This window comes from Chitinophaga dinghuensis (assembly GCF_003259435.1).
GTDB classification, from domain to species: domain Bacteria; phylum Bacteroidota; class Bacteroidia; order Chitinophagales; family Chitinophagaceae; genus Chitinophaga; species Chitinophaga dinghuensis.
This window is the reverse complement of record NZ_QLMA01000001.1, coordinates 322,815-342,392: the sequence shown is the minus strand read 5'-3', so window position 1 is coordinate 342,392 and position 19,578 is coordinate 322,815. Positions and strand designations below refer to the sequence as shown.

Genomic DNA, 19,578 nt, shown 5'->3' with positions numbered 1-19,578 from the left:
TTTTAATAACGTTTTCGCCCGTGATGCAGCCGCCAAAAAAATTTAGGACAGTCCTGCTGAATTATTTGCTGTTACTGCTCGTAATACTGATGCTGGGCGCCTGCTCCAATACGAAATACCTGCAACAGAATCAAGACCTGTACGTAAGTAGCAAAGTAAGCGTTCAAGGGGATCTGCTGACCGCTGAAAAACAGGATATCCGCAGCGCATTATCCTCCAAATCCCTGATGGTACAACAGCCCAACTCCAAACTGCTGGGTACGCGTATCAAGGTTTGGCTGTATAATCAGAAGTATAACGAGAAAAAATCCAACTGGTTCTGGAACCTGGTACTCTCCAAACGCAATCTGGAAGAACCTTCCATATACGACAGCACTAAAACAAAAGAAGCCCTCGACCGCATGACTTCCTATCTGCATAACCAGGGCTATTTCTACGCTACAGTGACTGCTGATCCATCCGTTAAAGGCCGGAAAGCAAGCATCGTTTACAGTGCCAATACAGGCCGGAACTTCGTTATTGACCGCATTACCTATAATATCCCGGATACCAATATCCTGAAAGTAGTGCAGGCCAAAGAAAACCTTTCCCTTATCCAGAAAGGAAATACCTTCAAGTCATCCAACTTCAGCAGCGAAAGAGAACGACTCACCCGCATCATCAAAGATGCTGGCTACTATAAATTCAATAGGGATGCCATCGAGTTCAGTGTGGACACATTGAACAAAGCCTTGTTCAAAAATCAGCTAAACCCATTCGAAGGCCTGGTCAATATCTTCCAGGAAAACAAAGGAAGAGAAAAACCAACCATGAATGTGGAGGTGATAATTAAGAACCCGGAAGATAGCGCCACTTCTTTATGGCAGAAATATTTCATCCGGAAAGTTTACGCCTATCCGGATTATCCTATCAATGGCAATCCCAACGATCCTACTTTTAAAGAGGATACTCGCAAATTCCTTACCATCCGGGAACATCAGGAGATGCTCCGTCCGAAAATATTGTCCAAATCCATTCTCCTGCGCCCTGGCGAAGTGTACTCCCTGCAACAGTATAATAATACCATCAACAAATTATACGATTTGGGCCTCTGGCTCTTTGTAACCCTCCAATACAAGGAAGCAAAAGATACCACCAACTCTCTTGATGCCTACCTTTTCTTGTCGCCACGTAAGAAACAAGAACTAGGCCTCAATTTTGAAGTAAGCAATAGCTCGGATTATCTGTTAGGTAGCGGCGTTGGCCTGAACTATCGCCATATTAACCTAGGAAAAAGTGCCACCCAGTTTAACTTCAGCCTAAACACAGGTATAGAGCTTATCAAGGATCCGAATAATAAATGGGCATTGCAATCCAAGGAAATTGGCGGGGAATTCGGATTCACCTGGCCACGGTTTGCACTGCCTTTCAATATTCACCAGAACCCTCGTTCCAATGTAAAAACGAGGCTGACAGTGGGCGCCAACTACCTTTCCCGTGTGCAGAAGTTCGATATCACCAGTATCAACCTCTCTTATGGCTACGACTGGAACTCCAGCAACTATCGCCGCTGGATTGTAAGACCATTCACGCTCAACTATGTCGGGGTTATCCTGAATCCAGCTTTCCAGGATACTATTGTGGACCCAAACCCTTACCTGAAAAGGAGTTTCGAGCCGGCCCTTATTGGCGGGGAGAACATTTCCTATATCTACAGCAATAATGATGTACTGCATCAACGCCACTATACCTATTTCCGCATCAACCTGGAAGAATCCGGTCTCTGGTTGAATGGTATCAATAGCATCATCAACGCTGCCACCAACAAGAAATCTAACCTGGAAAGAATGACTAATGTGATGATTTCCAATTTTGTGAAGCTGGAGGCAGACTACAGACACTACTGGAAGCTAAACCAACACAGTGGGCTGGCCACCCGCGTATATGCAGGTATCGGTATTCCATACAGCCATTCGCAAGTATTGCCTTATGTACGCCAGTTTACTGCCGGCGGTCCAAATAGTATTCGCGCCTGGAGACTGCGTACACTGGGCCCTGGCTCCTACAAAGACAGTTCCTCTACTGCACAGATCTTCCCGGATCAAACAGGCGACATGAAACTGGAGGGCAACGTGGAATATCGCTTTGATCTCCTGAGAATGTTTGGAGGAAGCGTTAACCTCAAAGGCGCTACCTTCCTGGATATGGGTAATATCTGGATGGTAAATCCAGACAGCACCCGCCCCGGATCTGAATTCCACTTTAATCAATTATACCACGACCTCGCGGTAGGTACCGGCGCAGGTCTGCGACTGGATTTCAACTACTTCCTGATACGCCTCGACTGGGGTATTCCACTGAAAGTGCCTTACTTCACAGGCAACAAAAATGGCTGGTATATCAGCCAATGGGACCTTGGCAGCGCCGTTTGGCGAAGAAATAATATTATCTGGAACGTAGCGATTGGCTATCCGTTCTAACAAAAAACCCGTCCCTGCTGAGTAGAGACGGGTTTTTACTTTTATGTAGACACGTACAAATTATTGTTCTTTCTTCACACTATGCTGCGCAATGAAATCATTCATCTCAACAGCATCTTCCAGCTTGAATGCCCCAATACGGGTACGACAAAGACTACTCATATATCCACCAACACCTAAAGCTGCACCAAAATCATTTGCCAGAGAACGGATATAAGTTCCCGTACTGCAAACTACCCTGAAATGTACCACTGGCATTTCAATTTTGGTGATTTCAAATTCAGTGATCGTTACTTTTCGTGGCTCTACCTTCACCTCAACTCCTTGTCTGGCCAGGTGATAGATAGGCTTTCCATTCTGTTTGATGGCAGAATGAATAGGAGGCAACTGCATGATCTCTCCTAAGAAAGGAGCGGTAGCTGCCTGGATATCCGCATCGGTCAGGTGGCTGGTATCCTTAAAATTTTCAGGTTCCGATTCCAGGTCAAAAGTAGGCGTAGTGGCGCCCAGCGTGAAAGTGCCGGTATATTCTTTTTCCTGTGCCTGGTACTCATTAATTTTTTTAGTCATTTTACCAGTGCAGCAAATAAGGAGGCCAGTAGCCAATGGATCTAATGTGCCGGCATGTCCTACTTTCGCTTTGGTGGTATTTCTTATTTTACGTACAACATCGAAGGAAGTCCAGGTCAGTGGCTTGTTGATCAGTACCACTGCCCCTTCCTGGAAATTATTTTTTTCTTCAGTTTGCATTTTGCAAAGATAGCTTTATGCAATCAGCTTTCAGCTTTTGCTTTTTTTACCTATTTTCACGGAATTTTCAAACCATGTCGTTACAACATCATACAGACGCTAGATTACGTTACCAGCAACAGGTAGACAATTCCCGCGACTACGTGATACCTTTTATCCAGCAAGAATTCCCTGAAATGAAGGGACTTCGCGTAATGGAAGTAGGTTGCGGAGAAGGGGGAGTATTAACTCCTTTCCTGGAAATTGGCTGCCAGTGTGTAGGTGTAGATCTTGTACCCTATCGAATTGAGCTGGCCACCAGCTTCCTGGGAGATTATGTCTCCAGCGGACAGCTGAAACTTATTGCCAAAAACATTTATGATGTTGATTTTTTAGGGGAGTTCCGTAACTCCTTCGATATAATCATCCTCAAAGATGCCATAGAACACATTCCTGACCAGGAAAAGATTGTGGGCCATATGAAACAATTGCTGAGTCCCCGCGGACAAATATACTTTGGGTTTCCACCTTGGTATATGCCACATGGCGGACATCAGCAGATATGCGCCAACAAATTTCTGAGTATGGTTCCATACATCCATCTGCTGCCAAGGCCCATGTATAAGGGCGTGCTTAAAGCATTCGGAGAAGATGAACCCACCATCAAAGATCTGATGGAAGTAAAGGATACCGGCATCTCCATAGAAAGATTTGAAAGAATCACTAAACGCCAGGGATACAACATCACCCAGCGACGTTTCTATCTCATCAATCCCATTTATAAATATAAATTCGGAGTGAGTGCCAAAAAGCAATGGGGGCCGATTGCCGCCATTCCCTACTTCAGGGATTTCCTGACCACCTGTGTGTATTACATGATTAAGCCACAATAAAAAAAGACCGACAGTGATCCTGTCGGTCTTTTCGTTTTATATCGGAATATTTTACTTGTTCCAGATTTCCCAGGCTGCTTCTGCCTGTAATATCAGCATTTCATGGCCGTTCTTAATCGTAGCTCCTCTTTCCTTTCCTTCCAGTAAAAACTTCGTTTCAGGCGGATTATAAACGAGGTCGTACAACAAATGCCTGCTATCGAGGTACTGATAAGGGATTGGAGGCATATCATCCACATTCGGATACATACCTAATGGCGTTGTATTGATGATAAGGGTATTAGCCGCCATATCTTCCGCTGTGAGCGTATCATAGGCTACAGCATTGAGGCCTGCTTTCCGGCTCACTAAAGTATAGGCTATATTCAACTGTTGCAGCGCATACATGACCGCCTTGGCAGCGCCACCGGTACCCAGGACCAATGCACGGGTATGATGTGGCTGCAGCAATGGTTTCAACGAATTGGTAAAACCAATAACATCCGTATTGTAACCGATTTTACGGCCATTTTCAAACCGGATGCAATTCACCGCCCCAATATGCTTTACGGCATCGCTCAGCTCATCCAGGAAAGGGATGACCACTTCCTTATAGGGAATAGTGACGTTCAATCCAGCTAACTCCGGCTGCTGTGCCAGCAATGCCGGGAAAGTGGCGATTTCCGGGATTGGGAAATTCTCATACTGACAGCCAGTAATCTGTTCCCTGTTGAATTTCTCTGCAAAATACCCTTTCGAAAAGGAGTGACTGAGTGGGTATCCGATAAGACCGTATGTTTTCATACAGATTTTTAGTTGATAGTGAATAAAACAAAATCGACATCAATGATGTCGATTTTGCCTTAAACCGCTTATTAGGCGGCAAACTGGAAGCAAACATCTACGATGCCGGCAAACCAGTTACTATTCTTTATCCAGGAAGAGGTGGAAGGTGTCGCCACGGAGACCAACACGCATTGCTTCCAGGGAAATTACCTCATGAGGCGCCAGGTTACCCAGGTTGGCATTGCAGCCTACCAGTTCCAGGAAGTACAGTTGTTGTGCTTTCTGAGGGGCTTCCCAGATAATTTTTTCAGCAGGAATCTGTGTCAGGATTTCCTGTACCAGACCTTCGCGCACCTCACCGGAACCACGATAGATACCTACGTTACCGCTTTCGCGCGCTTCGGCGATTACGTAAGTAGCACCAGCACTCAGTTCGGCGCTCATCAATTCAATCCACTTATAAGGAGGAATAATGTGTTCAGCATCTTTGGAACCTACTTCACTCAGTACCAGACCGAGTTTAGCGAGTTTTTCGATGTAGCCGCATTTTTCAGCGTGTGGGATGATGATAGAACCGTCAGAAACTTCCATGTAACTGATACCGTAGTCCTGTACAGTTTTTACATATTCATCAAACTGATTGCGTATGAGGAAGGCTTCAAATAAAGTTCCGCCAAAGTATACAGGAATGTTGGCGGCTTGGTACAATTCGATTTTCTGACGAAGATTGGGTGTGACGAAGGAAGTACCAAAACCCAGCTTAATGATGTCAACGTGTGGCGAGGCAGCAGATAAAAAATTACGGGCTTCTTCCAAACTTAGCCCCTTATCCATGACCATGGTCAGTCCATGTTTGCGAGGCTTCTGAGTCCTTTCCGGGATTTGTGTCAGATTAAAATTCATTTGCAATATTTTTATCTTCTTATGGTCATTAAAACACTCAACTAGTTCAGCCAGGCACTATGGGATAGCTTCGTGGGCAATTTTAGTAACCGGAAATAGTAGTCGGTTTTTAAGCATGACAATTAAAAACCGGCGCAAAAATAAGAAGCTATACTTTATTTTAAAAGTAAATAACATTGGTTAACGTTTGCGGCGATACTGCGCAATGAGATCAACCACACTCACATGCTGTAAAATAGCCGGGTCCAGCTCCACTAACTTTTTTAAAGCTTTGGGATTTTGCTGAAGGGCGGTCTCCAGATGTAGTAGTCCTTCCTTGGTTTTACCCATGGTAATCAGGATAGCAGCTCTGTAATACTGGAATACTGGCTTTCTACCTGCTTTTTCCTCTGCTGTCTCAAGCTGGGCAAGGGCCTCTTCCAGGAAACCTCCTACATACAAGCCTCTGATCAACTCCTGCCAGGTAGAAACGCTCTTTGGACGGGTACGCACCGCATTCATAAAGTAAACGAGCGCTTCCTTAAATTTATCCAATTCCAGCAGGCATTCTCCCATGCTCATATTGTATTCCGCATTGGTTTTATTGATTTTCAATGCGTTCTGCAGGGATTTGACAGCATTATTCCAGTTGGCCTCCATCATGTAAGCCACTGCAATTTTGTAGTATAGTTTGTCGTCGTTTGGACTAAGATGGGACGCTTTACGGTAATAGTAGCGGGCCTGTGTGTATTTGCGCTGGCGCTCATAACAATGCCCTATAGCCTCATAGATGACATCTTCCGGTTTGGCTATTTCCAGGTGTTTCTGAAGTACTTCAATCGCTTCTGTGTACTTACGAAGGCGGATATAGGCATCTCCCAGATTTCGGTAGGCATAATCGAATTTCTCATCGATAACCAGGGCATACTGATAAGCATCTATGGCTTTTTCATAGAGCTTCAGCCCCTGATAAGCCGTACCCAGATTGAACCAGGCAAGGTGATTATAAGGGAACTCATCAATAATATGGGTATGCAGACGGATACTTTCCTCATTTCTACCAGTAAATTCCGTCCAGAAACAAATCTTATGTAGGGCTTCTTCACTGTTCGGATCATGCTCCAGGGCCATTTTCAGGCAATCAAATACCTTCTCAAACTCCTCCCAGTCGTCATACACATCCGCCAGTTCCAACAGCAACTCGGTACGGTCGTCTCCCTCAAACTGATCAATCTGCTCTTCCAGTACATTGGCGGCTTTCTGGTGTTGCCCCAGCGCCAGGTATACGTCCGTTTGTAATATGTAGAGATTGATATCGTTACGGTCCAGAACAGCGGCTCTTTCCAGTAAATCAAGGGCGTCGTTGTACTTCTTTGTTTCTATCAGTAAGTTGGCCTTTTTTAACAATAAAGCGGCAGAAAAGGGAAACTGTTCTATGGCTATTTCAGCGGCCTGAAGTGCAATAGGCATCTCATCATGCTCGTCGTAATAGTCTATGATCTGTTCAAATGAATCTTCGTCCAGGAACGAATGAGACTTACCAGCTCTGAGGTTTTCAAACTGCTGCAATAAATCTCTCAGATCATCAAAATCCTCGTTTAAAAATGAAAAGTCTTTACTCATTAATGTAAATATAATCAATTTCCGTATCCACCAAAAAGCAGTGGTATTTAACTTTTTATAAATTTTTTAACAAATTCTTAAGTTTTAACATTATCTAGCGTTAAAAATTTGTTATATAATTAAGCGAAATTGTTGTATCTTTGTTTTACAATGAAAACGAAAACTAACATATTGAAGGTCTTTTCATTGTCTTGCATGTTGGCAAGCGCTATGGCGCTGTTCGCTACTGCTGCGAAGGCAAACAACAGTTTCTTGCCTAACGATAACAAAGACAAGGTGAAAAAGACAGAGAACACGCACTTTGTTCTGAATACGGCCATGCCCAAAACAAACCTGGGTCTGGATGCTGGTTACCGCTACTCTGGCGCTTTCAGCTCCAACTTTAAGTTTACCAACACTAACAACACCACTACAAATACAAGTGCTGTTAACTTCCAACAGGTAACCACTTTCACCAAAGGTAATGTTACTTACGTTGTTCCTACCAGTGTACAGGTACAACAACAAATGCCAGGTAATCTTAATTTCCAGAAATTGCAGATTATCCTGCCACTTAAAAAAGGCTAATTAACGTTTCTTCAGTACAAATAATAAAGGCTGGTCATTGACCAGCCTTTTCTGTTAAATATCTTTCCCAACAATAACTTTACATATTTCTTAACTCCTGTTGACTCACTTCTTTATACCCCGATTTAGGCACATCAAAATAAGAAGCAGGTATCGGTATCAATTCTACCTTAGTAGCCGTTACCATAATCTTTGCCCCCGTCTTAGTAGGTATCTCAAACTCCAGAGCCATCCCGTTTAAATTAGCAAATCGCTGATTGTAACGCTTGTTCTCCGGCACCAGATCCGGCGTATAATACACCACATAAGTACTGCCATCCGGCAACTGGGCAATCGCTTTTTTACACTTGTATCCCGCAATTTCCCTTACCTCCTGCTGATCCACGAACTTAGTACCCTCATATTGCTTTAAATCCTTCTCAAACTGGTCCTTATTGCCACGAATCAAGTACTTGGCCCCATGCTGATCTATCAGTGTGGTCATCGTCTCATCCCGGGCATTGATCAGGTAAGTGTAATTGACAATGTTGAAGTTAATGTCTATGCGACTCATATGTCCCCGCATATACTGAATAAACCTGCTATCCTGTAGCATAGCGTCTGTCTGCGCCATTTCCGGCGGCAATTCCATCTTATAGGTAATCTTCGCATCGGAGACGGAACGTTGCGCAAAGGCGGCAACATTTATCCACAGGCATAATATTGTTAGAAATAACCGGTATGACATAGTATGGTCTGTTTTTCTTTGACAGGAGGGACTGTTTTTCGCTTCCCAACTACCAAATGAGCTTTTCTTTATTCAGAAATGCAGCAATTCCTTTTCTGCAATCCTCATGTCCTCTGGTGGTTGCATTTTGTTCGGCGGCCAATTCCAGGCTCTCCCGTAAGGATAAGTCCAACACTGTGCCAATCAGCTTTTTGGTCACTTTAAGAGAATTCCCTGATGCCTCCTTACACAAGCCTGTGGCCACTTTAGCTACATATTCCTTTATTTCGGCGGCAGGTACTACTGCGGTGATTAATCCGGATACGGCTGCTTTTTCCGCTGTAACGAGCCGCCCAGTCAATAATAATTCCCTGGCTTTTCCTTCTCCTATCTTTCTGACGAGAAATACCGCCACCAAAGCCGGAATAAAGCCGATTTTCACCTCTGTATATCCTAACTGGGCTTCTGGTACGACATAACTCAGATCGCATACCGTAACGAGCCCGCAACCGCCCGCGATGGCATGCCCTTCTACCTGGGCTATCACTATTTTGTCAAGTTCGTAAATCTCCCTAAATAATGACATCAGTTCCCGTGAATCCGCCAGGTTTTCCTCGTAGGTATTCACTTGCAACTGCTGTAAATAATCCAGGTCGGCGCCAGCACAAAATGCTTCCCCTTTCCCTTTCAGTACAATTACTTTCACCGCCTCATCCTGGGCTGCTGCCTGGAACGCCTGACGCAATTCTGCTACCAACGCGCCATTCAGCGCATTTCTCTTTTCAGGACGATTCAACGTGATAGTGGCTATACGATCCGCCACCTCATACAGTATAAACGAATAAGCCATTGATCTGTATTTAATTGTACCCTCCGGAAAAACGAAAAGGTGTAAGGGGATTTCAACCTCCCATTACACCTTTCCGCTATTCCTCCAGTGAGAGTGACAGCAATGTAAGAAAAAAACATTAATCCGTACTCAATTGATCCTCACTGTACAGACTATACGAATATTATCTGGTAATCTCTTCAATCACCTGTCCCACATTACCGCTAGGCATCTGTATTTTCAACAGTGCCGCCAGTGTAGGCGTGATATCGGTCATTCCGATAGTACGATTAGTTTTTCCCGGATGAATACCCCATCCCATCCATACTAATGGAATATGCGCATCATAAGGGTACCATAAACCATGTGTAGTCCCTGTTTTGCCGCCATCAATATAACCAGGCGCTAAAACTACCTGGATATCGCCGCTACGCTTGGCATTCATGCCATTTGTCAGCATATTACGCATAACAGTAGGTAGAATAACTGCATTCAGATCCTTCATTGGGAAGGCATTGGCAATGGCAGGAGATTTCATCAGTCGTGCACAGATAAAGGAAGAAATAGCCGCTTCATCTTTGCCGGCAGCCTGAATAGCTGCATGATTCAACCAGAACTGATAATTTTCTACTGCACGAATCGCTCCCTTAAAACCAAATTGCGCATTCACCTCATCATTCAGCGTATTCATGGCAGTCGCATCATTCCAGGTACCTCCAGGCAGCTTGTTCTCTTCCATAAAGCCCGGTACATGTGCCACACCATGATCGGCAGTGATAAAGAACAGGTAATTGCCTTTACCCACTTTGGCGTCCAGGTATTTGAAGAAAGTAGCCAGATCCTGATCCAGGCGCAGATAAGTATCTTCAATTTCAACGGAATTAGGACCAAACTGGTGGCCTACATAATCCGTAGACGACAAACTGATGGCCAGAAAGTCGGTTGTCTCCCCCTGCCCTAACGCATTGGCTTCCATGGCTTTCTTAGCAAATTCCAATGTCATGGTGTTCCCGAATGGAGTAGCAGCAATAGAGCCATTGGCGATATTGCTCAGTTCATGCGGGAAAGAAGTATTTGTAGCGTTCCTGTACTTGCCCTCGTAAGGCTTTTCATCAGCAGTACTGAGGATATAGGTAGACGCGGGATACAATGTAGTCCAAGGTTTCGCGAGGTACTGTTGCGGGAACTTCTCTTTGTTAAATTCCTGCGCCCATGTAGGCAGTTCCTTCATATAATAAGTGCTGGTCACCCAGTTGCCGGTAGATCCATCATACCAGTAAGCCGCATTGGCGCTATGACCTGCAGGCAGGATAGCCCCTCTGTCTTTAATAGCTACGCCAATTACTTTGCTCTGGAAATTGTTGGAGAGACGCAGTTCATCGCCAATGGTTGTTACCAGCATATTACGCGGACTCATTTTTCCGGCGTTGGAAGTACTGCCAACGGTGGTTTCCGTGGTATCTTCCGCACAATATACTGACCTGCCCAGATCCGGACTAAACCAGTTATTGCCAATAATTCCGTGAATAGCAGGTACAGAACCGGTATACACACAGGTATGTCCACATGCAGTAATGGTTGGCGTATAATTGATCAAAGTATTTTCACAGGTAAACCCTTCCTGTAGTAATCTCTTAAAACCACCGGCCCCATATCTGGCATTATAGCGATACAGGTAATCCCAACGCATCTGGTCTACCACCATACCCACTACCAGCTTAGGTTTGCCGGTATTCGTGGCGTTTTTTGGCGCCTGGTGGTGATTAAAAGGTTTAGGAGAAGTGGCTTTCTGTGCCGAGGCAGAAGATACTGCCAACAAAAACAGGCAGGATAAATAGTAAATCCTTTTCATCAAATTTAAATTATTATTATATAACTGAAATAACAGACTATCAATGTTTTGGCACGAAAATCACATGAATTGGCATATGTTTGGCTAGAACAATGAAATCGAACTCAAGTTTACAAAAACTATAATTTTAATACCTTTGTGTCCGTTTTTAAACTAAGGTAATTAACCATTTCATAATATAGCATATGGATATTTTCGAGAAACTGCTGAAACATATGGGCCCTATTGGGGAACATTCAGACAGAGCCCATGGCTATTTCGCATTCCCTAAACTGGAAGGAGAAATAGGACCCCGTATGAAATTTAGGGGTAAAGAGAAGATTGTTTGGAGCCTGAATAACTATCTGGGATTGGCGAATCACCCGGAAGTGCGTGCAACAGATGCACAGGCTGCTGCTGAGTTTGGTTTGGCTGCTCCAATGGGGGCACGTATGATGACCGGTAACACTAATTATCACGAGCAGCTGGAGCGTGAGCTTTCCGACTACATGGGTAAAGAAGATACTACACTGGTAAACTATGGTTATCAGGGTTTTATGAGTGCTATCGATGCTATATGTAACCGTCGTGATGTGATTGTATATGATGCGGAAGCACATGCATGCCTGATCGATGGTTTGCGCCTGCACCAAGGCCACCGTTATGTATTCAAACACAACGACATAGAAGATCTGGAGAAACAACTGAAACGTGCTACTGAAATGGTGAAAACCTCTGGTGGCGGTATTCTTGTTATCACAGAAGGCGTATTTGGTATGGCTGGCGATCAGGGTAAACTGAAAGAAATTGCTGCCCTGAAAGAAGTATACGAATTCCGCCTGATGGTAGACGATGCACACGGTTTCGGTACTATGGGTAAAACCGGTGCTGGTACTGGTGAAGAGCAAGGCGTTCAGGATCAGATCGACCTGCTGTTCAATACTTTCGCTAAATCTGGCGCTTCTATTGGCGGTTTCATTAGCGGCGACAAAGCCATTATCAACTACCTCCGCTACAACATGCGTTCTCAGATCTTTGCAAAATCACTTCCAATGCCTATCGTTATCGGGCATCTGAAACGTGTGCAGCTGATGCGCAAACATCCTGAATTCAAAGAAAAACTCTGGGCTAACGTTCGCAAACTGCAACAAGGTCTGAAAGACAGAGGTTTCAATATCGGTCATACCAACTCTCCTGTTACGCCGATCTATCTGCAAGGCGATATTCCGGAAGCAACTGCTATGTGCCTGGATCTCCGCGAAAACTACAATATCTTCTGCTCTATCGTAGTATATCCGGTAATCCCTAAAGGTCAGATCATCTACCGTATCATCCCTACTGCAGCGCACTCCGATGAGGATATCGAACTGACACTGAAAGCATTTACAGAAACTAAACAAAAACTGGATGCTAAAGTGTATGAAGTAGCGGAAATCCCAATGGTTTAGGGCCTTTGGACCTTCGGCCCTTCGGCTTTTGCTCGCAAAGCAGCAAAGCAGCAGTGCAGCAAAGACCTACCGATTGTTTATAAATATATTGTTTATAAATATATTATACAGCCCTCGCTTTTAGCGGGGGCTTTCCTTTTCCGGAAACATATAACATCCTTTGCTGCTTTGTTGCTTTGCTGCTCTGCGAGAAAAAAGAAAAGCGCCGAAGGCGCCTGCAAAATCATCCATTGCGCACTTTGCGCCCCTTTGCGCCTTTGCGAGCAATAGACCTAAAAACAAAAAGGGCTGCGCCTTGTGCACAGCCCTTACAACAAATCGTTCTTTCACTAGGTGTAAAGTTCACTTTGTTTTCAGTAGGACATGGTAGAGAACAATGGTCTTCATAGAACGTTAGAATCTATTGATTCCAAATTATTTATATGGTTAAGATTTCTATAATTCAGAAATCGTTCGCATTTGATTCTATTCAAAAATAGACTTCCTAATCAAACATTTCATAACACTTTCGTGGTATTTTGTTAACGGCTTGTTAATTATCCCCACTGCGATAATAAATCAGTAAAACACCAATTTTTCCGTTTTCGATTATCCTTTTTCCCTTTTGCGTAAATCATAAAGAACATGCAGACCTACCTTTGCGTCGGCAAATGAAATTTGCCGGTAAGCAGAGTTATATATCTATATTTTATAATATACACGGAAATTATAATAACACATTCGTGCCGGCCAACTATTTTGAGAAGATTATATGAAGAAGATTTTATCAGCAGGATTAGTGCTCTTTTTGACCACATTACAACTCGCAGCTCAAAACATTACAGGGAACATCCAAGATAGTACCCACCAACCGATACCTGGTCTACGTATTTACCTCGCAGGCACACAGAAACACGCTATAACAGCCACAGATGGCCGATTTACCCTTCGAAATGTGCAACCAGGCACTTATAAACTGATCGCTACCGGTATTGGTTACAATACCACTGAAAAAGAGGTAGTAATGGATAAGGGAGACATCAGTCTATCCCTGGAAATCAGTTCTTCCAATGTAGGACTGGGGGAAGTGGTGGTAACCGCCGGCCGTAACCGCGAAACCATCGGTACTGTGCCTAGTTCTATCACCATCATCAGCGGTAAACAACTCCGGGAACAGAGCGCCATTACTACTGATATAAACCAGTTACTTGGCCTGAATGTACCAGGACTCACCCTCGGTACCAATACCGCTACTAAAAAGGGAGAAACCCTTCGCGGCCGCAGCATGCTCATTATGATCGATGGGATTCCTCAGTCGACCCCACTCCGCAATGGCGATAAAGACATGCGCAGCATCGATGTATCTGTGATTGAAAGAGTAGAAGTCATTAAAGGAGCCACTGCCATCTATGGCAACGGCGCCGATGGCGGTATCATCAACTTCATCACCAAAAAAGCGAACCAGGATACTAAATTCAGCGGCTCCACCGATATCAGCACCAGCGGCTCTCTGACATCTGCAGCCAACAGTATGGGCGGAAGAATTTCTCAGAACTTCAGCGGTACTGTGAATAAATTCGATTACGTGGTAAGTGGTACCTATGAGCAAACCGGCGTTTATAAAGATGCAAAAGGCCAGGTAATCGCCCCTTTCCAGTCGCTCGCACAAAATGAAAACATTAACGGCTTCGCAAAGCTGGGCTATAATATCAATGCCAACAACCGCATTGAGGTAATGTACAATTACTACCGCACCATGCAGAATGCCACTTATGTAAACTCCGGTGGTAAATTCGGGGAAAGTCCGATCATCGGTATTCCTGGCACTTCTCCTGGCGCTAAACAGGGTACTCCCTATAACCATAACGCATATCTCACGTATACCAATAAACGAATTTTCAGAAATACGAGTCTGGATGTAAACCTTTACTACCAAGACTTCTACACCATCTTCGAATATTCTGATTATTATGAAGGGGGTGGCAACTCTGCCATTTCTTCCAAGAAAAAAGGGATTCGCGCTAATTTTAATACAGTCGTTAACGTGAGTCCGAATCTCAATGGAGACATCACTTATGGAGTGGATGTCCTTAACGATGTAACCGAACAACCGCTGGTAGATGGCCGCAAGTTTGTGCCTAAAATGGATATGAAAAACTATGCGCCTTATGCACAGCTGAAAGCCTTTATCTTCAAGGATTTCCTCCTGAAAGCAGGCGCTCGTTACGAGAATGTATCACTCGATATTCCTGATTTCACAACGATCAAATTTGGTAACTACGCAGGCGGTGTACATGTGAAAGGTGGTAATCTTCCTTATGAAGCGTTGACATTTAATACTGGTCTTCGCTACACGAAGTTTGAATGGTTTAATCCTTTTATCAGTTTCTCACAGAGCTTTTCCCTGTATGACCTGGGCCGCACATTACGACTGGCCAAAGATGTTCCGGGAGGAGCCAGTGTAAAAGGTTCTATCCAGACAGATGCTATCATCACTAACAATTATGAAGTAGGTTTTTCCAGCAACATCGGCAAATTCAATGCCTCCGGATCTTACTATGTCAGCACTTCCAACCTGGGCAGCAGTCTGGTAGACATCAATGGCGTAGCTACTCCGGAACGTGCGCCAGAGCGCATTCAAGGCTTCGAACTGACTGCTGGATATCAGTTCCTGCCAACCCTTTCCGCAAGTGCTTCCTATGCCCATGTTGAAGGTAAAAAAGATGCGGCAGCGGGTAGCGTTTATCTCCCTGGCAGTCGTATCTCTCCAGATAAAGCCACCTTTAATGTCAACTATTCTCCTGTAAAGGAAAAACTGGATATCGGCGTGTATTATGTATACAGCGGCAGCCGCAAACGCTTTGCACTGAATCCTAAAACGAATGACTGGGATCTTGGAGCTGGTCCAGTGAATAGTTTCAGCCTGGTAAACCTGTACACAGCTTATCATTTCAACAAGGCCACTACCCTTCGTCTTGGCGTGGATAACCTGCTGAACGCAGATTACTATCCAGTGATGGCACAGTCAAGAGTGACTACCGATAGTTATATTAAAGGGGCAGGTGCAAGGTTTAATCTCGGATTGAATTACAGGTTCTAAGATTATAATTATCAATATTATGGATGCCGGGAAGTATGCACTTTCCGGCATTTTTGTTTGGTGGCGCCAAAGATTTTTGGGAAATTCATAGTAGCATTCAATCCGCTGCTCAACTCCATGGACAATCAAATTGCTACAATAAACGAGCTTGCCAAAAGGCTGTGGGAACTACAACCTATAAAACCAGAATACCAGGAACGTATCAATGGAAAAGTACGTCTGGAGTTCAACTACAATTCCAATCATATTGAAGGGAATACGCTCACTTATGGAGAAACGAAGTTGTTGCTGATATTTGACAAAACTAGTGGGAACCATGATCTGCGGGAATATGAGGAAATGAAAGCGCATGATGTTGCCTTTGAAATCATTAAAGAAATGGCAGCAGACAAGGAGCGTCCACTTTCAGAATCAATAATCCGGAACCTTCATGAAGTTTTGCTTGTCCGGCCATATTGGAGAGACGCTGTTACATCCTCAGGACAGCCTTCAAAAAAGCAAATACAGGTGGGTACTTATAAGTCCGCGCCCAATCATGTTCTGTTGCCAAATGGAGAAATATTCAAATATGCCACACCCGAAGAAACTCCAGCGTTGATGCAAGAACTGGTAGATTGGTATCGAAAAGAAGAAGACGCTGGGGAATTACATCCTATACAATTGGCTGCACTACTACACTATAGATTTGTAAGGATTCACCCTTTTGATGATGGCAACGGGCGCTTATCCCGTCTGCTGATGAATTATTCATTATTGAGAAACAACTATCCTCCCGTAATCATTAAATCAGAAGACAAACGGAATTACTTGTTTGCTCTCAACCAAGCGGATACTGGTAATTTGGATGCTTTTGTTTATTACATTGGGCAACAGCTGATATGGAGCTTAGAATTATATATTAATGGAGCAAATGGAGATAATCTGGAAGAAGAAGCAGATCTAAATAAGGAAATAGAACTTTGGAAGAGACAAATTGTTGCGAATCAATCGAAAAGCATTAGAAAAAATGATATTACTATATACAAACTATACGACGGCAGTGAGATTATTGAACTATTCCAACTATTCCAAGATGAAATTAGTGTTTTTTATAACTTATTTCAAAATCATAAAGTAATTTATTCAGTGAATGAACAAAACCCGCCAACCCTTAAAGACCTTGATTTACAGATGAGAAATTATGTTCGTGGGTACGAAAATCTTACTAATGATGAGGATGTATCTGATAGAATAAATGAAATTAGTATAAAAATCGGATTAATTGACTATCAGTACAATCATGAACGACTTTCATTCATACAAACAGGAATTCGTTTCAATTTCCAGAAATATCATTATATAGTACAAGCACATAATAACGTACTATATGAGCGAAAGTATAACGAGTTTATCACATCAGAAGAAAGAATCTTAATAGTTAAAACAGCTGTAAGAGATCTTTTTGAAAGAATAAAAGTAGAATCCACAAAATAAAAAACGGTCACTTCTTTCGAAGTGACCGTTTCCTTTATAGAATAGCTATCTACTATTTCAGATGTTCTTCAACGGAAGTGTTGTAAGGTTTTTTCCAGTCGCTTACAGTACCCCAAACTTCACCATTCACCACGATGCTGTCGCCTTTAACAGTACCGATCAGTTCATGACGAACAGAGGTTTCAGTTGCATCCAGCAGACCATGGAGGATAGATTCGAATTTCTCTTTATCCTGAGGTCTAACGGTTACGACTACACGGCTCTGGCTTTCACCAAACAGGTATGCATCTTTACGGAAATGGCTGTTAGTTTTCACTTCGAAGCCCAGGTTATTAGGCATAGCGCTTTCGAAGAGGGTAACGAACAGACCACCTTCGCTTACGTCGTGTGCAGACTGCAATACGCCCGCTTTGTTCAGTTTGGTAACTGCATGTTGCAGACGGTGCTCTTCTTCCAGGTGGAAGTGAGGAGCAGGGCTGAATTCCACGCCAACGATTTTGTGCAGGTATTCAGAGCTGCTGATATCGTTACGGCTGCGGCCCAGGAGGTATACCAGGTCACCTTCGTGTTTGAAATCGAGGGTCAGACGATGGTTCATATTATCCAGCACACCCAGCATACCAATGGTAGGAGTAGGATAAACAGGACCGTCCGGAGACTGGTTATAGAAGCTCACGTTACCACCGGTAACAGGAGTATTGAATTTGCGGCAAGCTTCGCCCATACCTTTGATCGCGTATACGAACTGGTAGTATACTTCCGGATCGTAAGGGTTACCGAAGTTCAGGCAGTTGGTGATAGCCACTGGCTCACCACCAGAGCAAACGATATTACGTGCAGCTTCAGCTACAGCGATCTGACCACCGATATGTGGATCAGCAAATACATAGCGGCTGTTACAATCGGTCGTTACTGCCAATGCTTTTTCGCTACCTTTTACCAGAACAATCGCAGCGTCGGAAGGCGCGTTGGTGCTGGCGTTTGCAGTACCTACCATGCTATCGTACTGGTTGTAGACCCAGCGTTTGGAAGCGATGTTAGGTTGAGCAATGATTCTTTCAGCTACCAGTTTAGCGTTGGTAGTATCCGGAATATTTTGGATATCGAATGCTTTTACTTTAGCGAAGTAAGCAGGTTCGGTGTAAGCTCTGTGATATTGAGGAGCGCCACCGCCCAGTACCAGGGATTCAGCAGGAACGTCGGCTTCGAGTTCGCCATTCATGTAGAATTTCAGGTTCTTATCTTTGGTTACTTCACCGATCTGAACACAGTGGAGATCCCATTTCTCGAAGATATCCAGTACTGGTTTTTCCTGGCCTTTCTTCACAACGATGAGCATACGCTCCTGGCTTTCGCTCAGCAGCATTTCCCATCCTTTCATATTTTCCTGGCGGGTAGGAACTTTATCCAGCCAGATATGCATACCATGTTCACCTTTAGCGCTCATTTCAGCGGTAGAGCAAGTGATACCGGCAGCGCCCATATCTTGCATACCAATGATAGCTTTGGTTTTGATGATTTCCAGACAAGCTTCCAACAGCTTCTTTTCCTGGAATGGATCACCTACCTGTACTGCTGGCAGATCTTCGGCACTGTCCTCTGTGATGTTCGCAGAAGCGAAAGAGGCGCCACCGATACCGTCTTTACCGGTAGCAGAACCTACGATGAAAACAGGGTTGCCTTCACCGTGAGAAGTAGCGGAAACGGTTTGACCTACTTTTACAATACCTACGCTCATCGCGTTTACTAATGGGTTGGTACCGTAGCAGTCTTCAAAATATACTTCACCACCAACGGTTGGTACACCAAAGCAGTTACCATAGTGTCCAATACCGCTTACTACCCCTTTAACGAGGTGTTGGGTTTTCTTGTCGTTGATATTACCGAAACGCAGAGAGTTCAGTGCTGCGATTGGGCGGGCGCCCATGGTAAAGATATCGCGGTGAATACCACCAACCCCTGTTGCAGCACCCTGGAAAGGTTCAATCGCTGAAGGGTGGTTGTGGGATTCAATCTTAAATACCACTGCATAGCCATCGCCGATGTCAACAAGACCGGCATTCTCTTCACCGGCTTTTACCAGCAGGCGATCTCCTTCACGTGGCAGTGATTTCAGCCACACGATTGAGTTTTTGTAGCTGCAATGCTCACTCCACATTACAGAGTACATACTCAATTCAGTGAAATTTGGAGTGCGGCCTAAGATGGATTTAATTCGTTCAAACTCGTCAGCGGTAAGTCCTAGCTGTTCAGCAATTTCTACGGTGGTTTGCATGTATTTAAGTATAAAAAAC

At 44.1% G+C, this 19,578-nt stretch carries 14 protein-coding genes; 6 read left to right on the top strand and 8 right to left on the bottom strand.

Annotated features, from left to right (window positions below; genetic code table 11):
• Window positions 1-65: 65 nt before the first annotated feature.
• Window positions 66-2,459 (top strand): translocation and assembly module lipoprotein TamL, encoded by a 2,394-nt coding sequence (gene tamL, locus CLV59_RS01365; RefSeq protein ID WP_211323699.1) that lies wholly within the window; start codon window positions 66-68, stop codon window positions 2,457-2,459.
• 60 nt (window positions 2,460-2,519) lie between these two features.
• Here the strand turns inward: tamL and truB are convergent, their stop codons facing one another.
• Window positions 2,520-3,209, bottom strand: coding sequence for a tRNA pseudouridine(55) synthase TruB (gene truB / locus CLV59_RS01360; RefSeq protein ID WP_111590207.1), 690 nt, complete (start codon window positions 3,207-3,209; stop codon window positions 2,520-2,522).
• A 74-nt stretch (window positions 3,210-3,283) separates the two neighbouring features.
• Between truB and CLV59_RS01355 the strand changes: the two genes are divergently transcribed.
• The gene (locus CLV59_RS01355; protein WP_111590206.1) at window positions 3,284-4,081 is read left to right on the top strand and encodes a class I SAM-dependent methyltransferase; all 798 of its coding nucleotides are present in this window, start codon (window positions 3,284-3,286) and stop codon (window positions 4,079-4,081) included.
• Window positions 4,082-4,132: 51 nt separating this feature from the next.
• On the opposite strand, the gene CLV59_RS01350 is transcribed toward CLV59_RS01355, so the two are convergent.
• From CLV59_RS01350 to CLV59_RS01340, 3 genes are all read right to left on the bottom strand, one after another.
• Window positions 4,133-4,864 carry a shikimate dehydrogenase family protein gene (locus CLV59_RS01350; RefSeq protein ID WP_111590205.1) on the bottom strand — a complete coding sequence of 244 codons (732 nt, stop codon included), beginning with the start codon at window positions 4,862-4,864 and terminating at the stop codon, window positions 4,133-4,135.
• Between the two features lie 120 nt (window positions 4,865-4,984).
• Window positions 4,985-5,749: a phosphosulfolactate synthase gene (locus tag CLV59_RS01345; protein ID WP_111590204.1), complete on the bottom strand. Its 765-nt coding sequence runs from the start codon at window positions 5,747-5,749 to the stop codon at window positions 4,985-4,987.
• A 180-nt stretch (window positions 5,750-5,929) separates the two neighbouring features.
• The gene (locus CLV59_RS01340; protein WP_111590203.1) at window positions 5,930-7,351 is read right to left on the bottom strand and encodes a tetratricopeptide repeat protein; all 1,422 of its coding nucleotides are present in this window, start codon (window positions 7,349-7,351) and stop codon (window positions 5,930-5,932) included.
• Between the two features lie 150 nt (window positions 7,352-7,501).
• Between CLV59_RS01340 and CLV59_RS01335 the strand changes: the two genes are divergently transcribed.
• Window positions 7,502-7,918, top strand: coding sequence for a hypothetical protein (locus CLV59_RS01335; protein WP_146616106.1), 417 nt, complete (start codon window positions 7,502-7,504; stop codon window positions 7,916-7,918).
• 79 nt (window positions 7,919-7,997) lie between these two features.
• Here CLV59_RS01335 and CLV59_RS01330 read toward each other — a convergent pair whose 3' ends face one another.
• From CLV59_RS01330 to pafA, 3 genes are all read right to left on the bottom strand, one after another.
• Complete coding sequence (locus CLV59_RS01330) at window positions 7,998-8,645, bottom strand: hypothetical protein (RefSeq protein WP_111590201.1); 648 nt, start codon at window positions 8,643-8,645, stop codon at window positions 7,998-8,000.
• Between the two features lie 49 nt (window positions 8,646-8,694).
• Window positions 8,695-9,474 (bottom strand): enoyl-CoA hydratase/isomerase family protein, encoded by a 780-nt coding sequence (locus CLV59_RS01325; protein WP_111590200.1) that lies wholly within the window; start codon window positions 9,472-9,474, stop codon window positions 8,695-8,697.
• Between the two features lie 163 nt (window positions 9,475-9,637).
• The gene (gene pafA, locus CLV59_RS01320; RefSeq protein WP_111590199.1) at window positions 9,638-11,305 is read right to left on the bottom strand and encodes an alkaline phosphatase PafA; all 1,668 of its coding nucleotides are present in this window, start codon (window positions 11,303-11,305) and stop codon (window positions 9,638-9,640) included.
• A gap of 185 nt (window positions 11,306-11,490) precedes the next feature.
• Between pafA and CLV59_RS01315 the strand changes: the two genes are divergently transcribed.
• From CLV59_RS01315 to CLV59_RS01300, 3 genes are all read left to right on the top strand, one after another.
• Window positions 11,491-12,732 carry an aminotransferase class I/II-fold pyridoxal phosphate-dependent enzyme gene (locus CLV59_RS01315; RefSeq protein WP_111590198.1) on the top strand — a complete coding sequence of 414 codons (1,242 nt, stop codon included), beginning with the start codon at window positions 11,491-11,493 and terminating at the stop codon, window positions 12,730-12,732.
• Between the two features lie 751 nt (window positions 12,733-13,483).
• A complete protein-coding gene (locus CLV59_RS01305; RefSeq protein WP_111590196.1) occupies window positions 13,484-15,811 on the top strand; it encodes a TonB-dependent receptor in 2,328 nt (775 codons plus the stop codon).
• A 117-nt stretch (window positions 15,812-15,928) separates the two neighbouring features.
• The gene (locus CLV59_RS01300; protein WP_111590195.1) at window positions 15,929-17,284 is read left to right on the top strand and encodes a Fic family protein; all 1,356 of its coding nucleotides are present in this window, start codon (window positions 15,929-15,931) and stop codon (window positions 17,282-17,284) included.
• Window positions 17,285-17,336: 52 nt separating this feature from the next.
• On the opposite strand, the gene purL is transcribed toward CLV59_RS01300, so the two are convergent.
• Complete coding sequence (gene purL, locus CLV59_RS01295) at window positions 17,337-19,559, bottom strand: phosphoribosylformylglycinamidine synthase subunit PurL (protein ID WP_111590194.1); 2,223 nt, start codon at window positions 19,557-19,559, stop codon at window positions 17,337-17,339.
• Window positions 19,560-19,578: the final 19 nt, after the last annotated feature.

Excerpts from the sequence above, each read along its gene's own strand:
- truB (WP_111590207.1), bottom strand. The coding sequence starts at position 3,209 with ATGCAAACTGAAGAAAAAAATAATTTCCAGGAAGGGGCAGTGGTACTG.
- CLV59_RS01355 (WP_111590206.1), top strand. The coding sequence starts at position 3,284 with ATGTCGTTACAACATCATACAGACGCTAGATTACGTTACCAGCAACAG.
- CLV59_RS01350 (WP_111590205.1), bottom strand. The coding sequence starts at position 4,864 with ATGAAAACATACGGTCTTATCGGATACCCACTCAGTCACTCCTTTTCG.
- CLV59_RS01345 (WP_111590204.1), bottom strand. The coding sequence starts at position 5,749 with ATGAATTTTAATCTGACACAAATCCCGGAAAGGACTCAGAAGCCTCGC.
- CLV59_RS01340 (WP_111590203.1), bottom strand. The coding sequence starts at position 7,351 with ATGAGTAAAGACTTTTCATTTTTAAACGAGGATTTTGATGATCTGAGA.
- CLV59_RS01335 (WP_146616106.1), top strand. The coding sequence starts at position 7,502 with ATGAAAACGAAAACTAACATATTGAAGGTCTTTTCATTGTCTTGCATG.
- CLV59_RS01330 (WP_111590201.1), bottom strand. The coding sequence starts at position 8,645 with ATGTCATACCGGTTATTTCTAACAATATTATGCCTGTGGATAAATGTT.
- CLV59_RS01325 (WP_111590200.1), bottom strand. The coding sequence starts at position 9,474 with ATGGCTTATTCGTTTATACTGTATGAGGTGGCGGATCGTATAGCCACT.
- pafA (WP_111590199.1), bottom strand. The coding sequence starts at position 11,305 with ATGAAAAGGATTTACTATTTATCCTGCCTGTTTTTGTTGGCAGTATCT.
- CLV59_RS01315 (WP_111590198.1), top strand. The coding sequence starts at position 11,491 with ATGGATATTTTCGAGAAACTGCTGAAACATATGGGCCCTATTGGGGAA.
- CLV59_RS01305 (WP_111590196.1), top strand. The coding sequence starts at position 13,484 with ATGAAGAAGATTTTATCAGCAGGATTAGTGCTCTTTTTGACCACATTA.
- CLV59_RS01300 (WP_111590195.1), top strand. The coding sequence starts at position 15,929 with ATGGACAATCAAATTGCTACAATAAACGAGCTTGCCAAAAGGCTGTGG.
- purL (WP_111590194.1), bottom strand. The coding sequence starts at position 19,559 with ATGCAAACCACCGTAGAAATTGCTGAACAGCTAGGACTTACCGCTGAC.